This is a genomic window from Marinomonas sp. (assembly GCF_039940335.1).
Classification (GTDB): domain Bacteria; phylum Pseudomonadota; class Gammaproteobacteria; order Pseudomonadales; family Marinomonadaceae; genus Marinomonas.
The window spans coordinates 108,469-126,683 of record NZ_JBDVGW010000008.1; the positions used below are offsets into that span (position 1 = coordinate 108,469).

15 protein-coding genes are annotated in these 18,215 nt (G+C 45.1%); 6 read left to right on the forward strand and 9 right to left on the reverse strand.

Going from position 1 to position 18,215, the window contains the following annotated elements; all coding sequences use genetic code 11:
• Window positions 1-50: 50 nt before the first annotated feature.
• On the forward strand, window positions 51-1,265 hold the full coding sequence (locus ABJF92_RS05690; protein ID WP_446814849.1) for an aspartate aminotransferase family protein: 1,215 nt from the start codon (window positions 51-53) through the stop codon (window positions 1,263-1,265).
• Between the two features lie 243 nt (window positions 1,266-1,508).
• Entirely contained in the window at window positions 1,509-2,795 is a 1,287-nt protein-coding gene (gene sbmA, locus ABJF92_RS05695; RefSeq protein WP_446814850.1) for a peptide antibiotic transporter SbmA, read from the forward strand.
• Between the two features lie 73 nt (window positions 2,796-2,868).
• Here the strand turns inward: sbmA and ABJF92_RS05700 are convergent, their stop codons facing one another.
• The 3 genes from ABJF92_RS05700 to ABJF92_RS05710 form a co-directional block, all read right to left on the reverse strand.
• On the reverse strand, window positions 2,869-3,081 hold the full coding sequence (locus ABJF92_RS05700) for a hypothetical protein (RefSeq protein WP_446814851.1): 213 nt from the start codon (window positions 3,079-3,081) through the stop codon (window positions 2,869-2,871).
• A gap of 63 nt (window positions 3,082-3,144) precedes the next feature.
• On the reverse strand, window positions 3,145-6,084 hold the full coding sequence (gene glnE / locus ABJF92_RS05705) for a bifunctional [glutamate--ammonia ligase]-adenylyl-L-tyrosine phosphorylase/[glutamate--ammonia-ligase] adenylyltransferase (protein WP_446814852.1): 2,940 nt from the start codon (window positions 6,082-6,084) through the stop codon (window positions 3,145-3,147).
• 93 nt (window positions 6,085-6,177) lie between these two features.
• A complete protein-coding gene (locus ABJF92_RS05710; RefSeq protein WP_446814853.1) occupies window positions 6,178-7,143 on the reverse strand; it encodes a CYTH domain-containing protein in 966 nt (321 codons plus the stop codon).
• A 210-nt stretch (window positions 7,144-7,353) separates the two neighbouring features.
• Here ABJF92_RS05710 and argE point away from each other — a divergent pair, with 210 nt between their 5' ends.
• Window positions 7,354-8,529, forward strand: a complete 1,176-nt coding sequence (argE, locus tag ABJF92_RS05715) for an acetylornithine deacetylase (RefSeq protein WP_446814854.1) — start codon at window positions 7,354-7,356, stop codon at window positions 8,527-8,529.
• A 1-nt stretch (window position 8,530) separates the two neighbouring features.
• Window positions 8,531-9,841 carry an amino-acid N-acetyltransferase gene (argA, locus tag ABJF92_RS05720; protein WP_446814855.1) on the forward strand — a complete coding sequence of 437 codons (1,311 nt, stop codon included), beginning with the start codon at window positions 8,531-8,533 and terminating at the stop codon, window positions 9,839-9,841.
• An 85-nt stretch (window positions 9,842-9,926) separates the two neighbouring features.
• Here the strand turns inward: argA and ABJF92_RS05725 are convergent, their stop codons facing one another.
• Genes ABJF92_RS05725 through rpoE form a run of 5 tightly spaced genes read right to left on the reverse strand, consistent with a single transcriptional unit; the run spans window position 9,927 to window position 14,016 of the window.
• Window positions 9,927-11,339 (reverse strand): DegQ family serine endoprotease, encoded by a 1,413-nt coding sequence (locus ABJF92_RS05725; protein ID WP_446814856.1) that lies wholly within the window; start codon window positions 11,337-11,339, stop codon window positions 9,927-9,929.
• A gap of 60 nt (window positions 11,340-11,399) precedes the next feature.
• Window positions 11,400-11,867: a SoxR reducing system RseC family protein gene (locus ABJF92_RS05730; RefSeq protein WP_446814857.1), complete on the reverse strand. Its 468-nt coding sequence runs from the start codon at window positions 11,865-11,867 to the stop codon at window positions 11,400-11,402.
• A complete protein-coding gene (locus tag ABJF92_RS05735; RefSeq protein WP_446814858.1) occupies window positions 11,864-12,826 on the reverse strand; it encodes a MucB/RseB C-terminal domain-containing protein in 963 nt (320 codons plus the stop codon). Before ABJF92_RS05735 ends, ABJF92_RS05730 begins: the two co-directional genes overlap by 4 nt.
• Window positions 12,827-12,835: 9 nt before the next feature.
• Window positions 12,836-13,426 carry an RseA family anti-sigma factor gene (locus tag ABJF92_RS05740; protein WP_446814859.1) on the reverse strand — a complete coding sequence of 197 codons (591 nt, stop codon included), beginning with the start codon at window positions 13,424-13,426 and terminating at the stop codon, window positions 12,836-12,838.
• A complete protein-coding gene (rpoE, locus tag ABJF92_RS05745; RefSeq protein WP_446814860.1) occupies window positions 13,423-14,016 on the reverse strand; it encodes an RNA polymerase sigma factor RpoE in 594 nt (197 codons plus the stop codon). Before rpoE ends, ABJF92_RS05740 begins: the two co-directional genes overlap by 4 nt.
• Before the next feature lie 226 nt (window positions 14,017-14,242).
• Here rpoE and nadB point away from each other — a divergent pair, with 226 nt between their 5' ends.
• Window positions 14,243-15,832 carry an L-aspartate oxidase gene (gene nadB, locus ABJF92_RS05750; protein ID WP_446814861.1) on the forward strand — a complete coding sequence of 530 codons (1,590 nt, stop codon included), beginning with the start codon at window positions 14,243-14,245 and terminating at the stop codon, window positions 15,830-15,832.
• Window positions 15,833-16,246: 414 nt separating this feature from the next.
• Here the strand turns inward: nadB and ABJF92_RS05755 are convergent, their stop codons facing one another.
• Window positions 16,247-16,522: an FAD assembly factor SdhE gene (locus tag ABJF92_RS05755; protein ID WP_445977474.1), complete on the reverse strand. Its 276-nt coding sequence runs from the start codon at window positions 16,520-16,522 to the stop codon at window positions 16,247-16,249.
• A 318-nt stretch (window positions 16,523-16,840) separates the two neighbouring features.
• On the opposite strand from ABJF92_RS05755, the gene ABJF92_RS05760 reads away from it, so the two are divergent.
• Window positions 16,841-18,160, forward strand: coding sequence for an ABC transporter substrate-binding protein (locus tag ABJF92_RS05760; RefSeq protein ID WP_446814862.1), 1,320 nt, complete (start codon window positions 16,841-16,843; stop codon window positions 18,158-18,160).
• The last annotated feature ends 55 nt before the right edge of the window (window positions 18,161-18,215 follow it).

Sequence of the window (18,215 nt, forward strand, 5' to 3'; positions counted from 1 at the left end):
CCACCAGGCGGTCGGAAATTCCGACCGCCTAATTAAAAGAGGTATCTAACGTGGCACAAGAAGTAACAAGAGCAACCTTTGATGAGGTAATGGTCCCTAACTACGCACCTTCTGCGATTATCCCTGTTCGTGGTGAAGGCTCTCGCGTGTGGGACAAAGACAATAAAGAGTATATCGATTTTGCAGGGGGTATTGCAGTAACCGCTCTAGGTCACTCTCATCCGACTCTTGTTAATGTCATGCGTGAACAGGCAGGCCAACTTTGGCACCTATCTAACGTCATGACCAATGAACCAGCTTTGCGCCTTGCGAAGAAACTGACTGAAAAAACGTTTGCTGATCGCGTTTTTTATGCCAACAGTGGTGGCGAAGCAAATGAAGCGGCTTTCAAACTCGTACGCCGTTACGCTTACGACCATTTTGGCCCAGAAAAGCATGAGATCATTGCCTTCAATAAGTCTTTCCACGGACGCACACTGTTTACCGTTTCTGTTGGTGGTCAAGCTAAGTACAAAGAAGGCTTTGAGCCAACACCCGGTGGCATTAAGCACTGTGATTACAACGACATCGAGCAACTTAAGGCTCTCATTAGTGACAAAACTTGCGCCGTTGTTATGGAACCAATCCAAGGCGAAGGCGGTATTGTCCCAGCCGATGCAGAATTTGCTAAACAAGTTCGTGAACTATGTGACCAACATAAAGCTTTGCTAGTGTTTGACGAAGTTCAATCTGGTGTTGGCCGTACTGGTACTCTGTACGCCTACGAACAACTAGGAGTAACACCTGATGTACTGACTACAGCTAAAGCGTTGGGCAATGGTTTCCCTGTTGCTGCCATGCTAGCCACAGAAGACGCAGCAAAAAGTCTAGCATTCGGTACACACGGCAGTACTTATGGCGGCAACCCTATGGCGTGTGCCATTGCAGAAGCAGTCATTGATATTGTGGATACCCCTGAAGTGTTGTCCGGTATTCAAAAGCGTCATGACTTATTCGTGAAAGGCTTAACGGCTATTAACGAAAAACACCATGTCTTTAAAGACATTCGTGGCCAAGGCTTGTTAATTGGTGGCGAAGTGGTTGATTGCTTAGCCGGCAAAGCGGCTGAGTTCATTAAAGCGTCAGCAGCAGAAGGATTGTTCGTTCTGGTTGCGGGGCCAAACGTGTTGCGTTTAGCGCCTTCACTTATTATCCCTGAAGAAGATATCCAAGAAGGCCTAGCTCGACTGGAGAAAGCGATAGCCACTGTGATGGCGGCTCAATAAGCCTTGCTTTACAGATGCTATAACAAATGAAAAACGGGCTTAGGCCCGTTTTTTTTTATAGCCAGGTCACCACTTAACAGCTTTCCGAAGCCTTAATTTACATTTGTCTTACTTTTTTACAGATTCCTGATCCATACCATGATTGTTCTTCATCTTGTGGTAGTTTAAGCTAACTATCATGCGCCATTGAATTAGCCTCAAATCAATGGCTTAACGGTACTTAACCTAAAGAGAAGCAAAACTGTGTTTCGATCCTTTTTTCCAAATCCTAAAATATTTTTTCTAAGTTTTGCTGGTTGGGCACTTATCTGTGTGCTGGGTTGGTATTTGGCCATCCAAGACTTCGGACACCTACTCAGTCTTGGTTCATTATTTGGCGTTGAGTTTCCACAAGCCTTAGCAGAAGGCGCTGACGCCGCCGCACAAATGGCCTATCAAGCCTCCTATCAAAGTGCATTAGACATTTGGCTCTACCAATATATGGCTCTGTGCTATCTATTGTTTGTCGGAGCATGGCTATTAATTGGTGGACAAAAATGGGGGAAATGGTCGGTCATTGGTTCGGCACTCATTGTCTTTATTACTTGGTTCCAAGTACAAGTCAGTGTCATGCTAAACGAATGGTATGGCGGTTTTTACGACCTTATTCAAAAGGCCCTTGGTAACCCTCAGAGTATTACCTTAGGGGAATTCTATGGGCAGTTATCTACCGTGGCGATCATCATCATGGTCGCAGTGACGGTTTCCGTCTTTAATAACTTCTTTGTTAGCCATTATGTTTTTAGATGGCGTACTTCCATGACCGAATATTACACGTCGAAATGGCAACAAGTACGTCAAATTGAAGGGGCCTCTCAGCGTATCCAAGAAGACACCATGCGTTTTGCCAGCATTATGGAAAGCTTAGGGGTACGTTTTCTTGATTCCATTATGACTTTAATCGCCTTCCTGCCGATTCTTTGGGCTTTATCGGAGCATGTGAAAGTATTACCTATTATTGGTGAAGTGCCACAAGCCTTAGTATTTGTCGCCATCATCTGGTCGATTTTTGGTACTTTCTTATTGGCTATTGCTGGTATTCGCCTACCCGGACTTGAGTTTAAAAACCAGCGTGTTGAAGCCGCTTATCGGAAAGAGCTTGTGTACGGGGAAGATTATGCCGACCGAGCAGAGCCTGCTAAATTATCCGAACTTTTCTTCAATGTGCGTAAAAACTACTTCAGACTGTATGCCAACTATTTGTATTTCAACGTTGTACGTTACAGTTATTTGAATGTTGGACAATTCGTTCCTCTTATCGCTTTAGCACCATCCATTGTGGCCGGTGCGTTTACTCTAGGTATTATGCAGCGAATTCTGAATGCCTTTAATCAGGTTGAAGGGTCTTTCCAATTTTTAATTAATTCGTGGACAACCATTGTCGAACTCATGTCTATTTACAAACGTTTAAAAGCCTTTGAATCCGCCATTAATGATCAACCGTTACCAAACATTGATGCGGACTATATAGAATCGAATGACTCGCTTTAGAAGTCTCTAGATATAAAAACGCTCCTGACCTTATGAAGGTCAGGAGCGTTTTCTTATGATACGTTTATTTGGGCTAGACGCGAATATTGATGTTCTGCCCCAACACATCCGTCGTAATATGGGCACCACTGCTCGCTGGTGGAGTAATCGGCTGAACCGCTGCGCTCTCAATCAAAGATAAAGATTGCTGAGCTTCCTGATGCTGTGCAGACTTCGCCAAACTTGCGCTATAAGCCTCGCTTGCATAAGCCATTGCCTCACTTCCAACTCCGCTAATATTTGCCATAAAAGCCCCCTTACTCACATAATTTACCGTTATTAGGGACAGTATAGCCGTTAATTGATCACTTTACGAACAATTATCCGTATCATTAGAGAGGATGAAGGCCTGCCAATATTCACTGACTAGTGCCTGATTCTCCGCAAGCGCTGCATCTTGCACCACTCGCCCTTGCTGCTGTAGCGTTAAACGGTGCGCTCTAGCTCGATAAAGTGTATAGATTTCAATCATCTTCTGAGCTTTTTGAGCGTCCAACAGACCTGCCTTAGAAGCGCTTTCTAGCTGACGCACGTTATCGGAAAAACGCATTAGTTCTGGATACTGATGAGACCAAGCAAGCACAATAAACTGCACCATAAATTCGATATCTATAATACCGCCCGCTCCCTGCTTCAAATCAAAGCCTTTATCTCTGCCGCCAGTATCTAAATGAGTTCGCATCTTTTCACGCATCTTGATGACCTCTGTTTTCAACTCAGAAACATTTCTCTGGGTGGAAAGTGTGTCTTTTCGGCACTTTTCAAAGCGCTCTAAAAGAACTTGATCGCCCGCAAGCCCCCGTGCTCTGCTTAACGCTTGATGCTCCCAAACCCAAGCCTCTTTGGCTTGGTATTCTTTAAAGGACTCAAGACTGGCTACCAGCAAGCCCGAATTCCCAGAAGGTCTTAAGCGCATGTCTACCTCATACAAGCGCCCAGCACCGGTAAAACTGGTCATCATGTGTATAAGGCGCTGCCCAAGGCGGGTATAAAAGGTCAAGTTATCCACACTGCGCGCGCCATTGGTCATGCCATTTGACTGGGCATCATAGATAAACACCAAATCTAAATCCGAGTCATAACCCAGCTCCCAGCCACCCGATTTACCATAGCCAATAATAGCAAGCTGTGGGTTCTGCTTAACCTCGTTATCACTCACGGGATAGCCATGTTTTTGAACCAAATGATGCCAAGACTGAGAAAGCACTTGTTCGAGCAGCACTTCTGCCAACCAAGTCAAATGATCACTTACCTTCATAACAGGCAAAATACCAGTGATATCACAAGCTGCGATACGCAAAGTGATGGACCGCTTAAAGCGCCTTAGGGCATCCATATGCGCTTCTTCATCATCTTCAGGTAATCGCAAAACGATTTGTCTTAACTCATCCTCTAACATGACTTTATCTGGAGGAGAAAATAAAGTATTAGCGTCCAGCAATTCATCTAATAGTGCCGGAGTGGCTGAAATCGCCTCGGAGAACCACACACTTTCACGACATAAACGGATAAGGTGAGTGATCGCTGTAGGGTTTTCACACAGTAAAACCAGATAAGCCGTGCGGCGCAGCACCGCCTCTAAAATAGGTAGTATCCTTTCCAAGACAAGATCTGGGCGCTCCTCATCGGTCAGTTTTGTCATGAGAGCCGACATAAACAAAGCCAAGCGTTCCTGACCAACTGCTTGCATAAACACTATGGTTTTAGAATTAAGCAATTGCGACAATCGGTTCACGACTTTATCGCTATCTTGCCAAGCAACCTCGGCAATGGCATCCAGTATGCTTTCTTTATCTTCTGGTGTTTTTAGCAATAATCGCCAGCTTTCTTGGCTTTCTTTCTCACTGCTGGACTCTTCCCCGTCATCAATCAAATCGACAAATTGAGCATGAACCTGCTTTCTGACTTGCCACAATTTGTCTTCTAACGCTTGCCAAGAAGAAAAACCTACCATGATGGCCAGCGCAAGACGCTTATCTGGATCCGTTGGCAGCAATTGGGTTTGTTCGTCGTTCATCCCCTGTAGAGCATGCTCTGTGCGGCGCAATAATTCATAGGCATCGATCAAGGCTTGCATATCTTCAACAGAAAGATAGTGTTGCTGAGCAAGATAAGGCAACACAGTTAATAAAGACGCTTCTTGTAAGCCTTGATCTCGGCCACCATGCAATATTTGCAGAGCCTGTACAATAAATTCGACCTCTCGAATACCACCCTCGCCCAACTTTATATTGTGCTCAATACCTTTTCGGCGCACTTCTTTCGCGATCATTTTCTTTAAATCACGAAGCGCCCCCAAGGCACCAAAATCTAGGTATTTTCGATACACAAAAGGTTTACGCAATGCCTCGAAATCTTGTACCCCAAGTTTGCCACCCGCCATCACACGAGCTTTGATCATGGCATACCTTTCCCAGTCTCGACCTTGGTCTTGGTAGTAGTTTTCAAGAGAGTCTAGATTCAGCACTAGAGCCCCAGATTGGCCGAAGGGGCGTAAGCGCATGTCCACTCGAAAGACAAAACCGTCTGCCGTAATTTGATCTAAATGCTGAATAAGCTTTTGCCCAAGCTTAGTGAAGTATTCTTGATGAGAGAGACTTTTCTTGCCGCCTTGGGTGTCGCCATGTTCATGGAAAGCAAAAATCAAATCAATATCGGATGATAGGTTAAGCTCATACCCTCCTAGCTTCCCCATGCCAATGACTATCATGGCTTGTTCTTGACCCTGATGATCCAACGCACTGCCGTATAGGGCCCGGTAATAATGCTGACTCCATTGCAAGCTTGCATTCACACACACGTCAGCAAGCTCACTTAAATATCGAGTAAGATCACACAAGGTGATCTTTTGTTCTATATCTAAGGCGATCAAACGCACCATCCACCACTGACGAAACAGTCGTAGGCGTTTCATGAAATCCGCTTCATTGATGCTATTAAAATCGATGTCTACAGCATCGCTTGTCAGCTCAGAAAAATGCGCTTCTCCCCCTAATAAAGACGCAATTGAGGGAGAGTTTGGCAAGACTGAAGTCTTTGCCAGTTCGTCTAACCAGGCAGGGTGACGCAAACACTGTTGATGCACATAATTGCTTAACAGCCAGATGGGCTCCAAATCCTTAACCTGCTCACGATCTAGCACTTTCAGGCCCTGTCTTTGCCTAGCATCTTGTAGGCTTTGTAATAATAGATCACGGTTCTGGGTGAGATCACAAAACTCTTGAAAAGCGGGATTCATTGCTGGGGTCATCTAGCTGACTTCCTTATTTTTATAGATAGATTATTGCCATATTAAGGAAGGTTTATCCACATGCTGAAGCCAGTGGACTTGTTCGTACCTTCCTTAAACACTTTGTTTATTGAGCCATAAACCAATTTCAAGCATAGCAAGGCCCGTTTCTTTCATGCTGGCAAAAGCCAGCAATGTTTCATGACTGGTTTGACTAACCACTTCGGTTTCAAAATGCATCGCTTGCTGTTCAAACAAACGATCAAGTTGCACTAACGGCTCTTGTAGATCCTTAGGCAGGCAACGCCCTAATTGAGCCATCGAATCCCTAACGGGCTGAATGAGCACCTCGTCTTTCATAAAGAACATGGCTTCCCAATACACCAACCAGACTTCATACCAGTAGGCCGCTAATGCCATAGGCTCCAGATTGCCCTTAGGCTTATCGGGAAAATCAATATGACCATGCTGTAAACGACTGCCTTTTTGGGCTTTTGAGACCACACTCACTTGTAATGGTACTTGCTCAGCAATGGTTCGAGCAAACTCGTACAACCCAACTTCATCACCACTTTTTAGCTCTAGCTCTAGTTCGCTGATGGCATCTTCACCATATTTAGAAGTCACTCGACCTTGGTCGCTCACCACTTCCATGACACAACTAGCCGCCTCGACTCGCCAAACTTGACGCTGAAAATCCGTACGAAAAACTTCCACTAGCTGACGCCCCCAAGCCATGTCCTGCAATGCAGAAGGAAGAGGGACTTCTTGCAGTAAATTGAGATCCAGTTGGTCATTAGCGAGCTGCCATTCCCACTCGCCACGAGCGTGCATTCCGATACGACTACTACCACGTGTTTTGACGGTTTGAATGTATTGTTGATTCACCGCTCGAATACGTAAAGCGATACCTGACTCTCTTAGCAAAGACTCGTTGGTGTCATAATAGCCATTCATCAAGGCTAATGTACTTTGGCGAACAGAGGTCGATGTTGTACTGCAGTATTGATCTAAAAACTCACTCGCCAGCTTAAGATGTTCGCTGTGCACCATTAACTTAAGCTCTAATTCCGTTGCCATTCTCTATTAACCTCTTTGAGCCTTGCACTCACTAATGCACAAAGCTACCTAATGTAGACTCACAAATTCGCGAATTAAACTCGCTGTTACTGAGCCTTTTCTCTAGTTGTCTGATGAGAAAACATCGGTATGCCTTCCCTATCCCAAGTCTATCAGATACCCTGCTAGGAGTCGTAATATTCGCTTTCTACTCGATTCAAGGAGAATCGTATGAGCCAAACGCCATCGCTTATTAGCATGATGTCTCAGCTTATTGCCAGCCCCTCTATTAGTTGTAGTCAGGCACACTGGGATCAGTCAAACCAAGGCGTTATTGAATTACTCGAAAGCTGGCTAAGTTCTCTCGGTTTTCAATGTGAAGTGATGCCTCTTCCCGACCAGCCAAACAAATTCAATTTGATCGCCACCTTGGGTCAAGGCGATGGAGGACTGGTACTCTCAGGCCATACCGATACAGTGCCCTATGATGAAGGACGCTGGCAGTCAGACCCATTTAAGCTCGAAGAAAAAGACCAACGTCTATACGGCCTAGGCAGTTGCGATATGAAAGGCTTTTTTGCCATTGTCATTGATACGGTTCGCCAAATGACCATTACTAACACCTCTCAACCACTGATTATTTTGGCGACAGCGGATGAAGAAAGCTCCATGTCTGGTGCGCGAGCCTTGGTGACTCAAAACAAGGTAAAAGCCCGCTACGCTTTAATCGGTGAACCCACCTCATTAACCCCCATCCACGCCCACAAAGGAATCATGATGGAGCGTATTCAAGTAACAGGGCAAGCAGGCCATTCATCCAACCCTGCACTGGGGAATAATGCCCTTGACGCAATGCATGCGGTAATGTCTGAGCTGATGACATTTCGTGCGGAGTTAAAGCACCAATATCGTGATGCAAACTTCGTTATAGACTATCCAACTATGAATTTTGGCTGCATTCATGGGGGCGACAACCCCAATCGAATTTGTGGCCGCTGTGAGCTTGAATTTGACCTTAGAGCCTTACCCGGCATGAGCAATCAAAGCCTAATGGCAGAGATTTCTCAGCGACTGCCAGGCATTGAGAGAAAAACTGGCACAAAAATCCAACTTAATAGCCTTTTCCCAGACGTTCCCTCTTTTTACACACCAACAGAATCCGCTATTATTAAGGCTTGTGAATCCTTAACTCAACGCCATGCCAGTACGGTGGCATTTGCGACAGAAGGACCATTTTTAAACCAGCTGGGAATGGAAACACTTATCCTAGGGCCCGGCTCGATTGATCAAGCCCACCAGCCAAATGAGTTTATGGCAATTGACCAGATTCAACCCATGCAACAAGTTATCCGCGGCTTGGTTGAACGCTTTTGCTTGACGGACCAACATCAGAATAACGAGGAATAGCGTGTCTGACGAATTAAATTATGTAGACTGGTTTCGCCATTCTTCCCCTTATATTAATGCCCATCGGGGTAAAACTTTCGTTATCCTTATCCCTGGAGAAGCGGCTGAATGCGAGCATTTCTCCAGCATCATTCATGACTTAGCTCTATTAGATTCACTAGGAATTCGTCTTGTGCTTGTGCAAGGCGCTCGTCCACAAATTGACAGAGTCTTGTCCAAAGGCAAGCAGCTTAACCAACTAGGCAGCGAATATCGTGTCACACCACAAGAGCAACTTCTTAATGTTATCCAAGCCTCTGCAGCCGTTCGGGTACAACTCGAAGCTCAGCTTTCCATGGGACTTTCCAACACCCCCATGGCAGGCGCCCGCCTAAAAGTTTGTAGTGGTAATTATGTGATCGCTCGACCTCTTGGTGTAGTAGAAGGTATTGACTATGGTCATTCTGGAGAAGTGCGACGCATAGACACAGAAGCTATTTTTCGCTTGCTTGAAGATGACAACATGGTGCTCTTACCGCACCTCGGCTTTTCACCAACCGGTGAAGTATTCAACCTCAAAAGTGAAGATGTCGCAGTACAAGCTGCGGTACAACTTAAAGCCGATAAGTTGGTTATTTTTTCTGAAGAAGAAGGGATTTTCACTCAAGATGGTGAACTCTATTCTGAACTCTTAACCAAAGATGCTGAAGACATTCTACAAAGTCAAAACCTTTCATCTAGTATGCATGCGTCCTTAAGTGCATGCGTTAGTGCCGTACGGAAAAATGTTCCCCGAGCCCATTTAATTTCCTACAACATTAATGGTGGCTTAATCCGTGAACTTTTCACTCGAGAAGGCTCTGGCACCATGATAGATGAAGACAGCTATGAGAAGCTTAGACCCGCCAACATTGATGATGTAGGCGGTATGATGGCCTTACTCGCACCTCTAGAAGAAAAAGGCGCGCTCGTAAGACGTTCACGTGAATTACTGGAAAATGAAATTGACCGTTTCATTGTGATAGAAAGAGACGGTGCAATTGTCGCGTGCGCGGCGCTTTATCCATTCGAGTCCGAAAATGCAGGGGAGCTTGCTTGCCTTGCCGTGTCGCCAAACTACCGTGGTGAAAATCGTGGCGAACGCTTGCTTAAGGGAATAGAACAAGCGGCTAAGAAACTTAAATTGACTCAGGTCTTTTTACTCACAACTCGAACCGCTCATTGGTTTATCGAGCATGGCTTTAGTGAAACTAGCTTAGAGCAGTTACCAACGCAAAAGAAAGCTCTGTATAACTACCAGCGTAACTCTAAAATTTTCGCTAAAAGTTTATAAACCCTCAAGCTAGCGAATTCTCTACGCTAACAACAAGAATGGGCCTCGTTCTTAGAACGAGGCCCATTTTTTAAACGTATAGAAATTACCCTTCTATTTTGAACGGGATAAACATAGGGTAGCCGCCACGAATCACTCGCATTGGTACAGAGCGGTTATTCGGAATACTTTTCGCAATGGCTTTGAATTCCGTAACGCCTTCAATGCGCTGACCATTCAACATGGTGATCACATCCCCTTGTTGTAAACCATTGTGTGATGCGGCACCACCAAGCACTTGCTCGACCACAACACCACCCTCAATGTCTAAACGGGCTGCTACATCGCTTGGCACTTCAGCCACCTTCATACCTAGGCGTGTTAGCTCTTTTTGCGCTTCCGTAGGTGAGTTTTCATCGCCAGAACGTGCTTCTAAGGTAACGTCAATATTTTGTTTTTTACCGTCACGGTAAATAACAGCGGTGACTTCATCACCCGCTTTCATTTGGCCAACCACATAAGGCAACTCGCCAGAGTGTTCAATATCTTCATCATTGAAGGACAAAATGATGTCACCAGATTTTAAACCCGCTTTTTCGGCTGGAGAATCATCCATCACTCGGCTGACTAACGCACCTTGTGGACGGTCTAAACCAAAGGATTCCGCAAGCTCATTATTGACGTCTTGGATCAAAACACCCAACCATGCGCGAGATACTTTGCCGTCGACTTTTAACTGGTCAACAACGGACATTGCCACTTTAGAGGGGATAGCAAAAGAAACCCCCATAAAACCACCGGAGCGAGTATAAATTTGTGAGTTAATACCCACTACCTCGCCATCTAGATTAAATAAAGGGCCACCAGAGTTACCAGGGTTAATGGCTACATCCGTTTGGATGAAAGGCACATAACTATCGGATGGCAGATTACGACCTGTCGCACTCACGATGCCGGCTGTCACTGTGTAATCAAAACCAAACGGTGAACCGATCGCCAACACCCATTGACCCGGTTTTAATTTATCAGACTCACCCATGGTCACGGTAGGTAAGTTTTCCGCTTCGATTTTCAACAGCGCCAAATCGGTACGAGGATCTGTACCCACCAGCTCTGCTAAGTATTCACGACGGTCATTTAGGCGCACATGAATCACATCTGCACCATCTATCACATGATTATTGGTCAGTACATAACCATCTTGTGAAATAATGAAACCCGAACCTAATGAATTACGCTGTTTTTCCTGTGGCGCTTGTTGCTGGCCAAAAGGCTGCTGACCAAAGAAATGCCTAAAGAATTCATTAAGCTCCTCACTATTAGGCGGTAACTGACTTTGTCCATTACTGCCAGTAGAGGCATTTTTAACCACTGTTTCGGTACTAATGTTCACTACGGCAGGGGAAGCTTCCTCCACCAACTCAGTGAAATCTGGTAACTCAGCGGCATGGGCGAACATAGCAAATGTCATGACAACGCCGACAATTCCTAGGTTCATTTTTTTTAGCAGTCTGTTCATTGAATGGTCTCCTTAAAACGTACCAAGTTCATTACAGTGCCAGGTGAAGTCTTTTTATACTCATGGGGTAAACAACAAGGGCACTTGTTCCCCACGAGTTTGTTCAATTCGTAATACTTTCGGGTAAAAGTCAGGGTTAGTCGCTTGCAGCTTGGCTTTATGTTTAGCAAAGGCAAGTCCTGCAATAAAGCCTAGAATAGAAAAAACTACCGCAATGCCTGCGCCACCACTCCATAGGGAAGGTAAAACAGCGCCGATAACCAAGCCCAGCAAAGGCACCATATACATCCACATAGACGCTTGCAATAAAGTGTCTTCTGGGATGCCAACGATAACTTTTTGACCAACACTGACTTGTAATGGGTCAATCGCTGTCATGCGCATCCGGTTCGTTGAGGACACCTGAGCTATGGCGTGATGACCACAAGCATGACGTGCTCGACAAGCAGTGCAACTGCTTGTGCGTATGGTCTCAACTTCCGCATAACCTGCTTCTGTTGCCAACACCGTTCCGGACTCTTCAATCATTCTTGTACCCTAGGCATAAACACTGACATTAATTTTGTAATCGTCACTTCTGGCACTTCACCCACCATGGTCAGTAGGTAAAGTTGATCACCAACTTTGATGCTGCGTTCTCCAGCAAGGGTTGCTCCCATACTAAATACCGTCATGGCTTTAGTTTTCATACTGGGCTCAACAAACACTGATAAGGTTGTCATGCCATCAGATAGTAGCAACATACTAGTGCCATGATTTAGAGCTCGAGCTTGGGGCCAAACAGGCTTAAAACCATCGGGTAACCAATCAAATTTCCATTGGTTTTTAATAGGTCGAGCAGGCTCTTCATGTACTAGCTCTGAGTAAGTACCTTTTTTGGGGGCAAAATCTTCGGCTTTCAAGTCTGTATTAAACTTTACCGAGGTGAATTGCATTCTTTCTAGCGGCTCATCCGAAGTGGACAATGTCACATGCTTGAGAAGGAAGTTGTTCTCTACATCTAGCCAAAAAACATGCCCATAGCGGTACTCATCTTTTGGCTCCAAAGTAATCTCAATCGCCTCACGTCCAGCAATACGAGCATGCTCTGGGGACACAACAAAGTCATAACCTAAAGCCAACTGCTCTGCCGGCAAATTCTCAAAATGTTGTAGGGAAGTCAGTAATGGGCCTCTAGAACTGGCACTGTTTTTATCAGGATAGACACAAATTACTCTATCCCCCACTCGCAGTACCTGCACACTATCACCGTCCAAATCCAGCAAACTTTCGTATTCAACTCCCGCTATGAGTTGATGGCGCACCTGTATACTATTAATTTGCTTCGGGTTAGCGTAAATAAACACCCCTTCATAATTTAAAGCGGCAAAGGCTTCCGTCATATGCTTCAGCCTTGCAATGGCGTCAGCAGTGCTCACTTGCGCAAAAAGCTGAGCACTACTTATGCAAGAAGTGATAACAATGAATAAAACGACGAGTAACCTCATAGGTCTACCTTATTTCTCTTCAATCGGGTAACTAACAACACGAGCCATAGGTATCATCCCTTGCCCTGCTGTTTTAGCAGCTTGTTCAGCATGCTCGCGCAAATAGTTTTTTAAGCGCAAGCTATCGGCTGGCAAGGGCTTGTCTGTCAACTCTGCAATAGCAACCACCTCGCTGACAGGCTGCTGCTCTTGGGGTGTTTCAACCTGAGCAGTAGTGTTCACTTCTGCTTCTGGGTTAATTAAATGATTCCCCCCTAAAATCACCACAAAGGCAACACTGGCAGCAACCGCTAAACCACTGAACCAACCACGCCATACCACAGCCTGAGACGGCACTGACTTTGCCGACAAGGGCAATACATTTGCCGCGTAATCTTCTTCTTTATCTAGACGGTCACGAATCTGTGCCGCTAAATTTAAAGGCTCACCTTGCCACACAGAGTCTCTGTGTAACGTTTGTCTAATCAACTGATAGCTTTGCAATTGTTGATTGAGCTCATCGGGGCTTTCTTGCAATAAAGCATCTAGGTCTTCGATGCTCGCTTCATCATCAAACACCGCCGATAAGCGACTAATGTGTTTATCTTCGGATATGCTCATGGCTTATCTCCTGTATCCATAAATGGACGTATGTGTTTTTCCACCGCTTCTCTTGCACGGAAGATCCTTGAGCGTACAGTACCAACCGGACACATCATTATTTGTGCGATATCCTCATAGCTCAGCCCTTCAAACTCACGCAAAGTTAAGGCCTCACGTAACTCTTCTGGTAAGGCTTTAATACTGGCATGTATCGCGACTTCTAAGCGGTTACGATTTAAGTTTGCCTCAGGGGTCGCCACATCTGCCAAGGCATCATGGGCACAAAAGACCTCTTCGTTATCAAGCTCTACATCCGAGCCCGGAGGCCGGCGAGAGCGTGTGACTAAATGGTTTTTCGCAGTATTAACCGCAATACGATACAACCAGGTATAAAACGCACTTTCACCTCGGAAATTCCCGATAGCTCGATAGGCTTTAATAAAACTTTCTTGCGCTACGTCTAGCGCTTCATGCCGGTCTTGAACATAACGACCAATCAGTGCAATCACCTTGTACTGGTATTTACTCACTAATAAATCAAATGCACGCTTATCACCCTGCTGCACTTTTTCAACTAACGCCTGATCTGAAGACGTTTTTTGCTGCATAGACACCTCGTTCCGGAACTGTTTTTATCTGTGTCCTCTGCTCTACTTGTTAAGTAGACAAATAAGAGTGCAACTAGTTCCAACAGAATTTGATAAAATCCTTCAAAATAACCCTATAAAATGACACCTATTTCATAGATTTTTAATCAGCAGCTAAAGAAAGTATTCTCTATTGCACAACAACAATAGTAACATTAATAGTTTACTCTCCTACTAGATCGATATCATGAGCCAGCATTTCAAACAGGACATTGTCATTATTGGCGCAGGCGCTGCCGGACTTACATTAGCGCTGGAGCTCGCCGACACCCATCGAGTTGCCATTTTAACGAAAGCAGATATTCGTGAAGGCTCAACATTGTACGCTCAAGGCGGCGTTGCCGCTGTGTTATCCGATAAGGATACGGTGGATTCTCATATTCGAGATACGATCGATGCCGGCGTTGAACTCGGCGACCCTGAGGCTATTCGCTTTACAGTAGAACACTCAAAAGCCAGCATCGACTGGCTAGTTGAACAAGGTGTTCCCTTTACTCGTTTCGGCTCTGGAGATGAATACCATTTAACCAAAGAAGGCGGTCATAGTCATCGACGCATCATTCACAGCGCCGATGCCACTGGGCGAGCCATCTCTAAAACATTGATTAAAAATGCTTTAAGCCACCCAAACATCCAGTTTTTTCCTGATCGTGTGGCCATAGATGTAGTCACCACAGCAAAGCTTGGTATAGCAGGAGAGAATCGAGCCATCGGTGTGTACGCACTCAACTTGAAAAACGACTCCATCGAAGTCTTCAGTGGTAATCACATCACTCTTGCCTGTGGCGGGAGCAGTAAAGTTTATTTGTATACCAGCAACCCTGATACCGCCTCTGGTGACGGAATTGCTATGGCTTGGCGTGCTGGCTGTCGTGTTGCCAATATGGAGTTCAATCAATTTCACCCGACTTGTTTGTACGATGCTAAAGCCAAAACCTTCCTTATCTCTGAAGCCGTGCGGGGAGAAGGAGGCAAGCTGCTGCTACCCGATGGTTCGTCTTTCATGCATAAATTCGACCCTCGTGGCGAACTGGCACCTCGAGACATAGTTGCTAGAGCGATTGACCATGAAATGAAACGCTTAGGCATTAATCATGTCATGCTGGACATTTCCCATAAAGACGAGAATTTCATAAAAGAACACTTTCCAAACATTTATAAACTTTGTTTGGAATATGGTCATGACATCACGAAAAAGCCCATCCCTGTGGTCCCTGCTGCTCACTATACTTGTGGAGGGGTTGTGGTCGACCAACACAGTGCGACAGATGTAGCGCATTTATATGCCGTTGGAGAAACCGCCTATACCGGTTTACACGGCGCCAACCGTCTAGCTAGTAATTCTTTACTTGAGTGTGTTGTGTACGCACGCTCTGCGGCAGAAAAGATCCTTAACAGCGAAGCAGCAGGGCTGGACATTTCCATTCCAGATTGGGATGAGTCGAAAGTAACCGACTCGGATGAAGACGTGGTAATTGCCCATAACTGGCAAGAGTTAAGACGTTTTATGTGGGATTATGTTGGTATTGTTCGTACGGACAAGCGCTTATTGCGAGCTAAGCACCGAGTCGATTTGCTGCATTCTGAGATCCAAGAGTTTTACGCCAACTATAAAATCTCCAGTGACTTACTTGAACTACGAAACCTAGCAGTGGTGGCGCATCTAATTATTAAGTCCGCCATGTCTAGAAAAGAGAGCCGTGGCCTCCACTTTACTTTGGACTATCCTGAAAAACTTCCAAATAGCCAACCGACCATCCTTACGCCAAAACAATAACAGCCCTATTTATGGTGTTCTGGGTCCCCCAACAGTTTTTGCTGAGCAGCAAAGGAGCGCAGGGTAGAATAAGCCTGAGTGGGAAGGCTATCTTTGTATATTAGACAATAGGCAGGCCAGACTACGTCTAATATTCGGTGAGATCTAGGGTAGCGTGCCATCAACTGCAAAGAGTTGAAGCGCACAAAGGTTAAAGGGTACCTATGCCCTTTTGTGTACAGATAGGCGCCCAATTCATCTATACCAACAGTTTGATTTGATTGCAGAAAATGCCTAGCAATCAAGATTATGAAGATCAAACACGCTAGCAAAAAATATGCATAACGCCAGGCGGTGGGCATACTAATATGATTTAGTAGCCAGACACCGCAAAGGATAACGGCACTGGTGCAGCCGCTACCCAAGAGAGAAGCCTTAAGCTCGGTAGTTCTCAGGCTGAACACGAGTCACAATAATATTAACAATGCGGGCTAAATCTGGATCTTGTGGCACTTCTTTTTGCATAAACCAAGGGAAGATTTCTTGGTCTTCACACATGATCAATTTGTAAAAACGCTTTTTGTCTTCTTCGTCCAGCGTCAGAAACACTTCATCCAAAAAAGGCTCTAAGAGCAAATCCAATTCCAGCATGCCGCGACGGCAATGCCATTTCAGGCGATTGAAGCTCATTGACTCGATTGTTTCACTCATGTTCGGTTCTCTCCATCTGTAGATAAAATCATTATAGCTGTTTGAAGCATAAGCGAAAATCCCTAGACAAAAATCTATCACTTTGCCAAAAAAGCGAGCTAAACCGGTCAAATTAAAGGAAGAATTAAGACCCTCAAGCGGTATTATTTGGACTGTTTTTTTCACATTTGATTACAAACAAAACAAAATAGTACAATTATTAGAAATATATGTATTAGCGAGTCAATTATAGTCTAGCTTATATTAGTAGTTACTTGATCATAGACATCAAGACTAGGTACGAATATAAAAACAATTACCCCAGATAGGGAGAAACCTATGAAAAGCCTTACCAAGAACGCCGTTACTCTTGCGGTATCTTTATCTGCAGCTATGACTGCTGCTAATGCCTTCGCTCAAACTGAGATCACTATTGCCACAGTAAACAACGGCCATATGATCGAAATGCAAAAATTCACGCCTGAGTTTGAAAAAGCTAACCCAGATATCAAAGTTAAGTGGGTAACACTTGAAGAAGGTGTTCTTCGTCAAAACGTTACACAAGACATTGCCAATAAAAGTGGTTTATACGATGTAATGACAATTGGTATGTACGAAGCACCGATTTGGGGTGAGCGTGGTTGGTTACAACCTGTAGATACATCAGGTAACTACGACAAAGAAGATATCCTTCCATCTATTCGCAACGGTCTATCTTACGATGGCACCATGTACGCTTCGCCTTTCTACGGTGAAAGCTCTATGGTTATGTATCGTAAAGATCTCGTTAAAGCGGCGGGAATGGAAGTCAACGATCGCGACAGCTGGGAACATATTCGTGATGTTGCCGCTGCGGTAAATGACCCTGAAAATGGTATTTACGGCATCTGCCTACGTGGTAAAGCTGGCTGGGGTGACAACATGGCCCTTATGACTACCATGGCTAACTCTTTTGGTGCTCGCTGGTTTGATGAAGATTGGAAACCACAACTTGAATCTGCTGAGTGGAAAAACGCCGTTAACTTCTACGTTGACCTTCTTAATGAGTACGGTCCTCCAGGCTCAAGCTCTAATAGCTTCAACGAAAGTTTAGCGTTGTTTAACGCGGGTAAATGTGGCATGTGGATTGATGCAACCATCGCCGCCTCTTTCGTAACAGATCCTAAGCAAAGTAAAGTTGCTGACCAAGTAGGTTTCGCTCAGTCTCCTATTTCTGTAACAGAAAAAGGTGCTAACTGGCTATGGGCTTGGGCACTGGGTATCCCTTCTGCAACGAAAAATTCTGAAGCAGCACAGAAATTTGTTCGCTGGGCAACATCTAAAGAATACATCCAGTTAGTGGGTGAGAAAAATGGTTGGGCAGCGGTACCTACAGGTACTCGTGCCAGCACATACGCTAACCAGAAGTTCCTAGATGCCGCTGTTTTCGCGAAAGCGGAACTAAAAGCAATTAACTCTGCTAATCCAAATGACAGCACACTGAAACCATCTCCTTACGTTGGTGTACAGTTCGCTGCTATCCCTGAGTTCCAAGCAATTGGTACTACGACAGGACAAATGGTATCTGGTGCTCTAGCAGGCAGCTTGTCAGTTGACCAAGCGCTTAAATCTGCTAACAGCTCTGCCAATCGTCAAATGCGTCAAGCAGGCTACTACTAGCCGTTAGTCACCATAAGAGATAGGGATTTCCCTATCTCTTATGCTTTGATGCAAG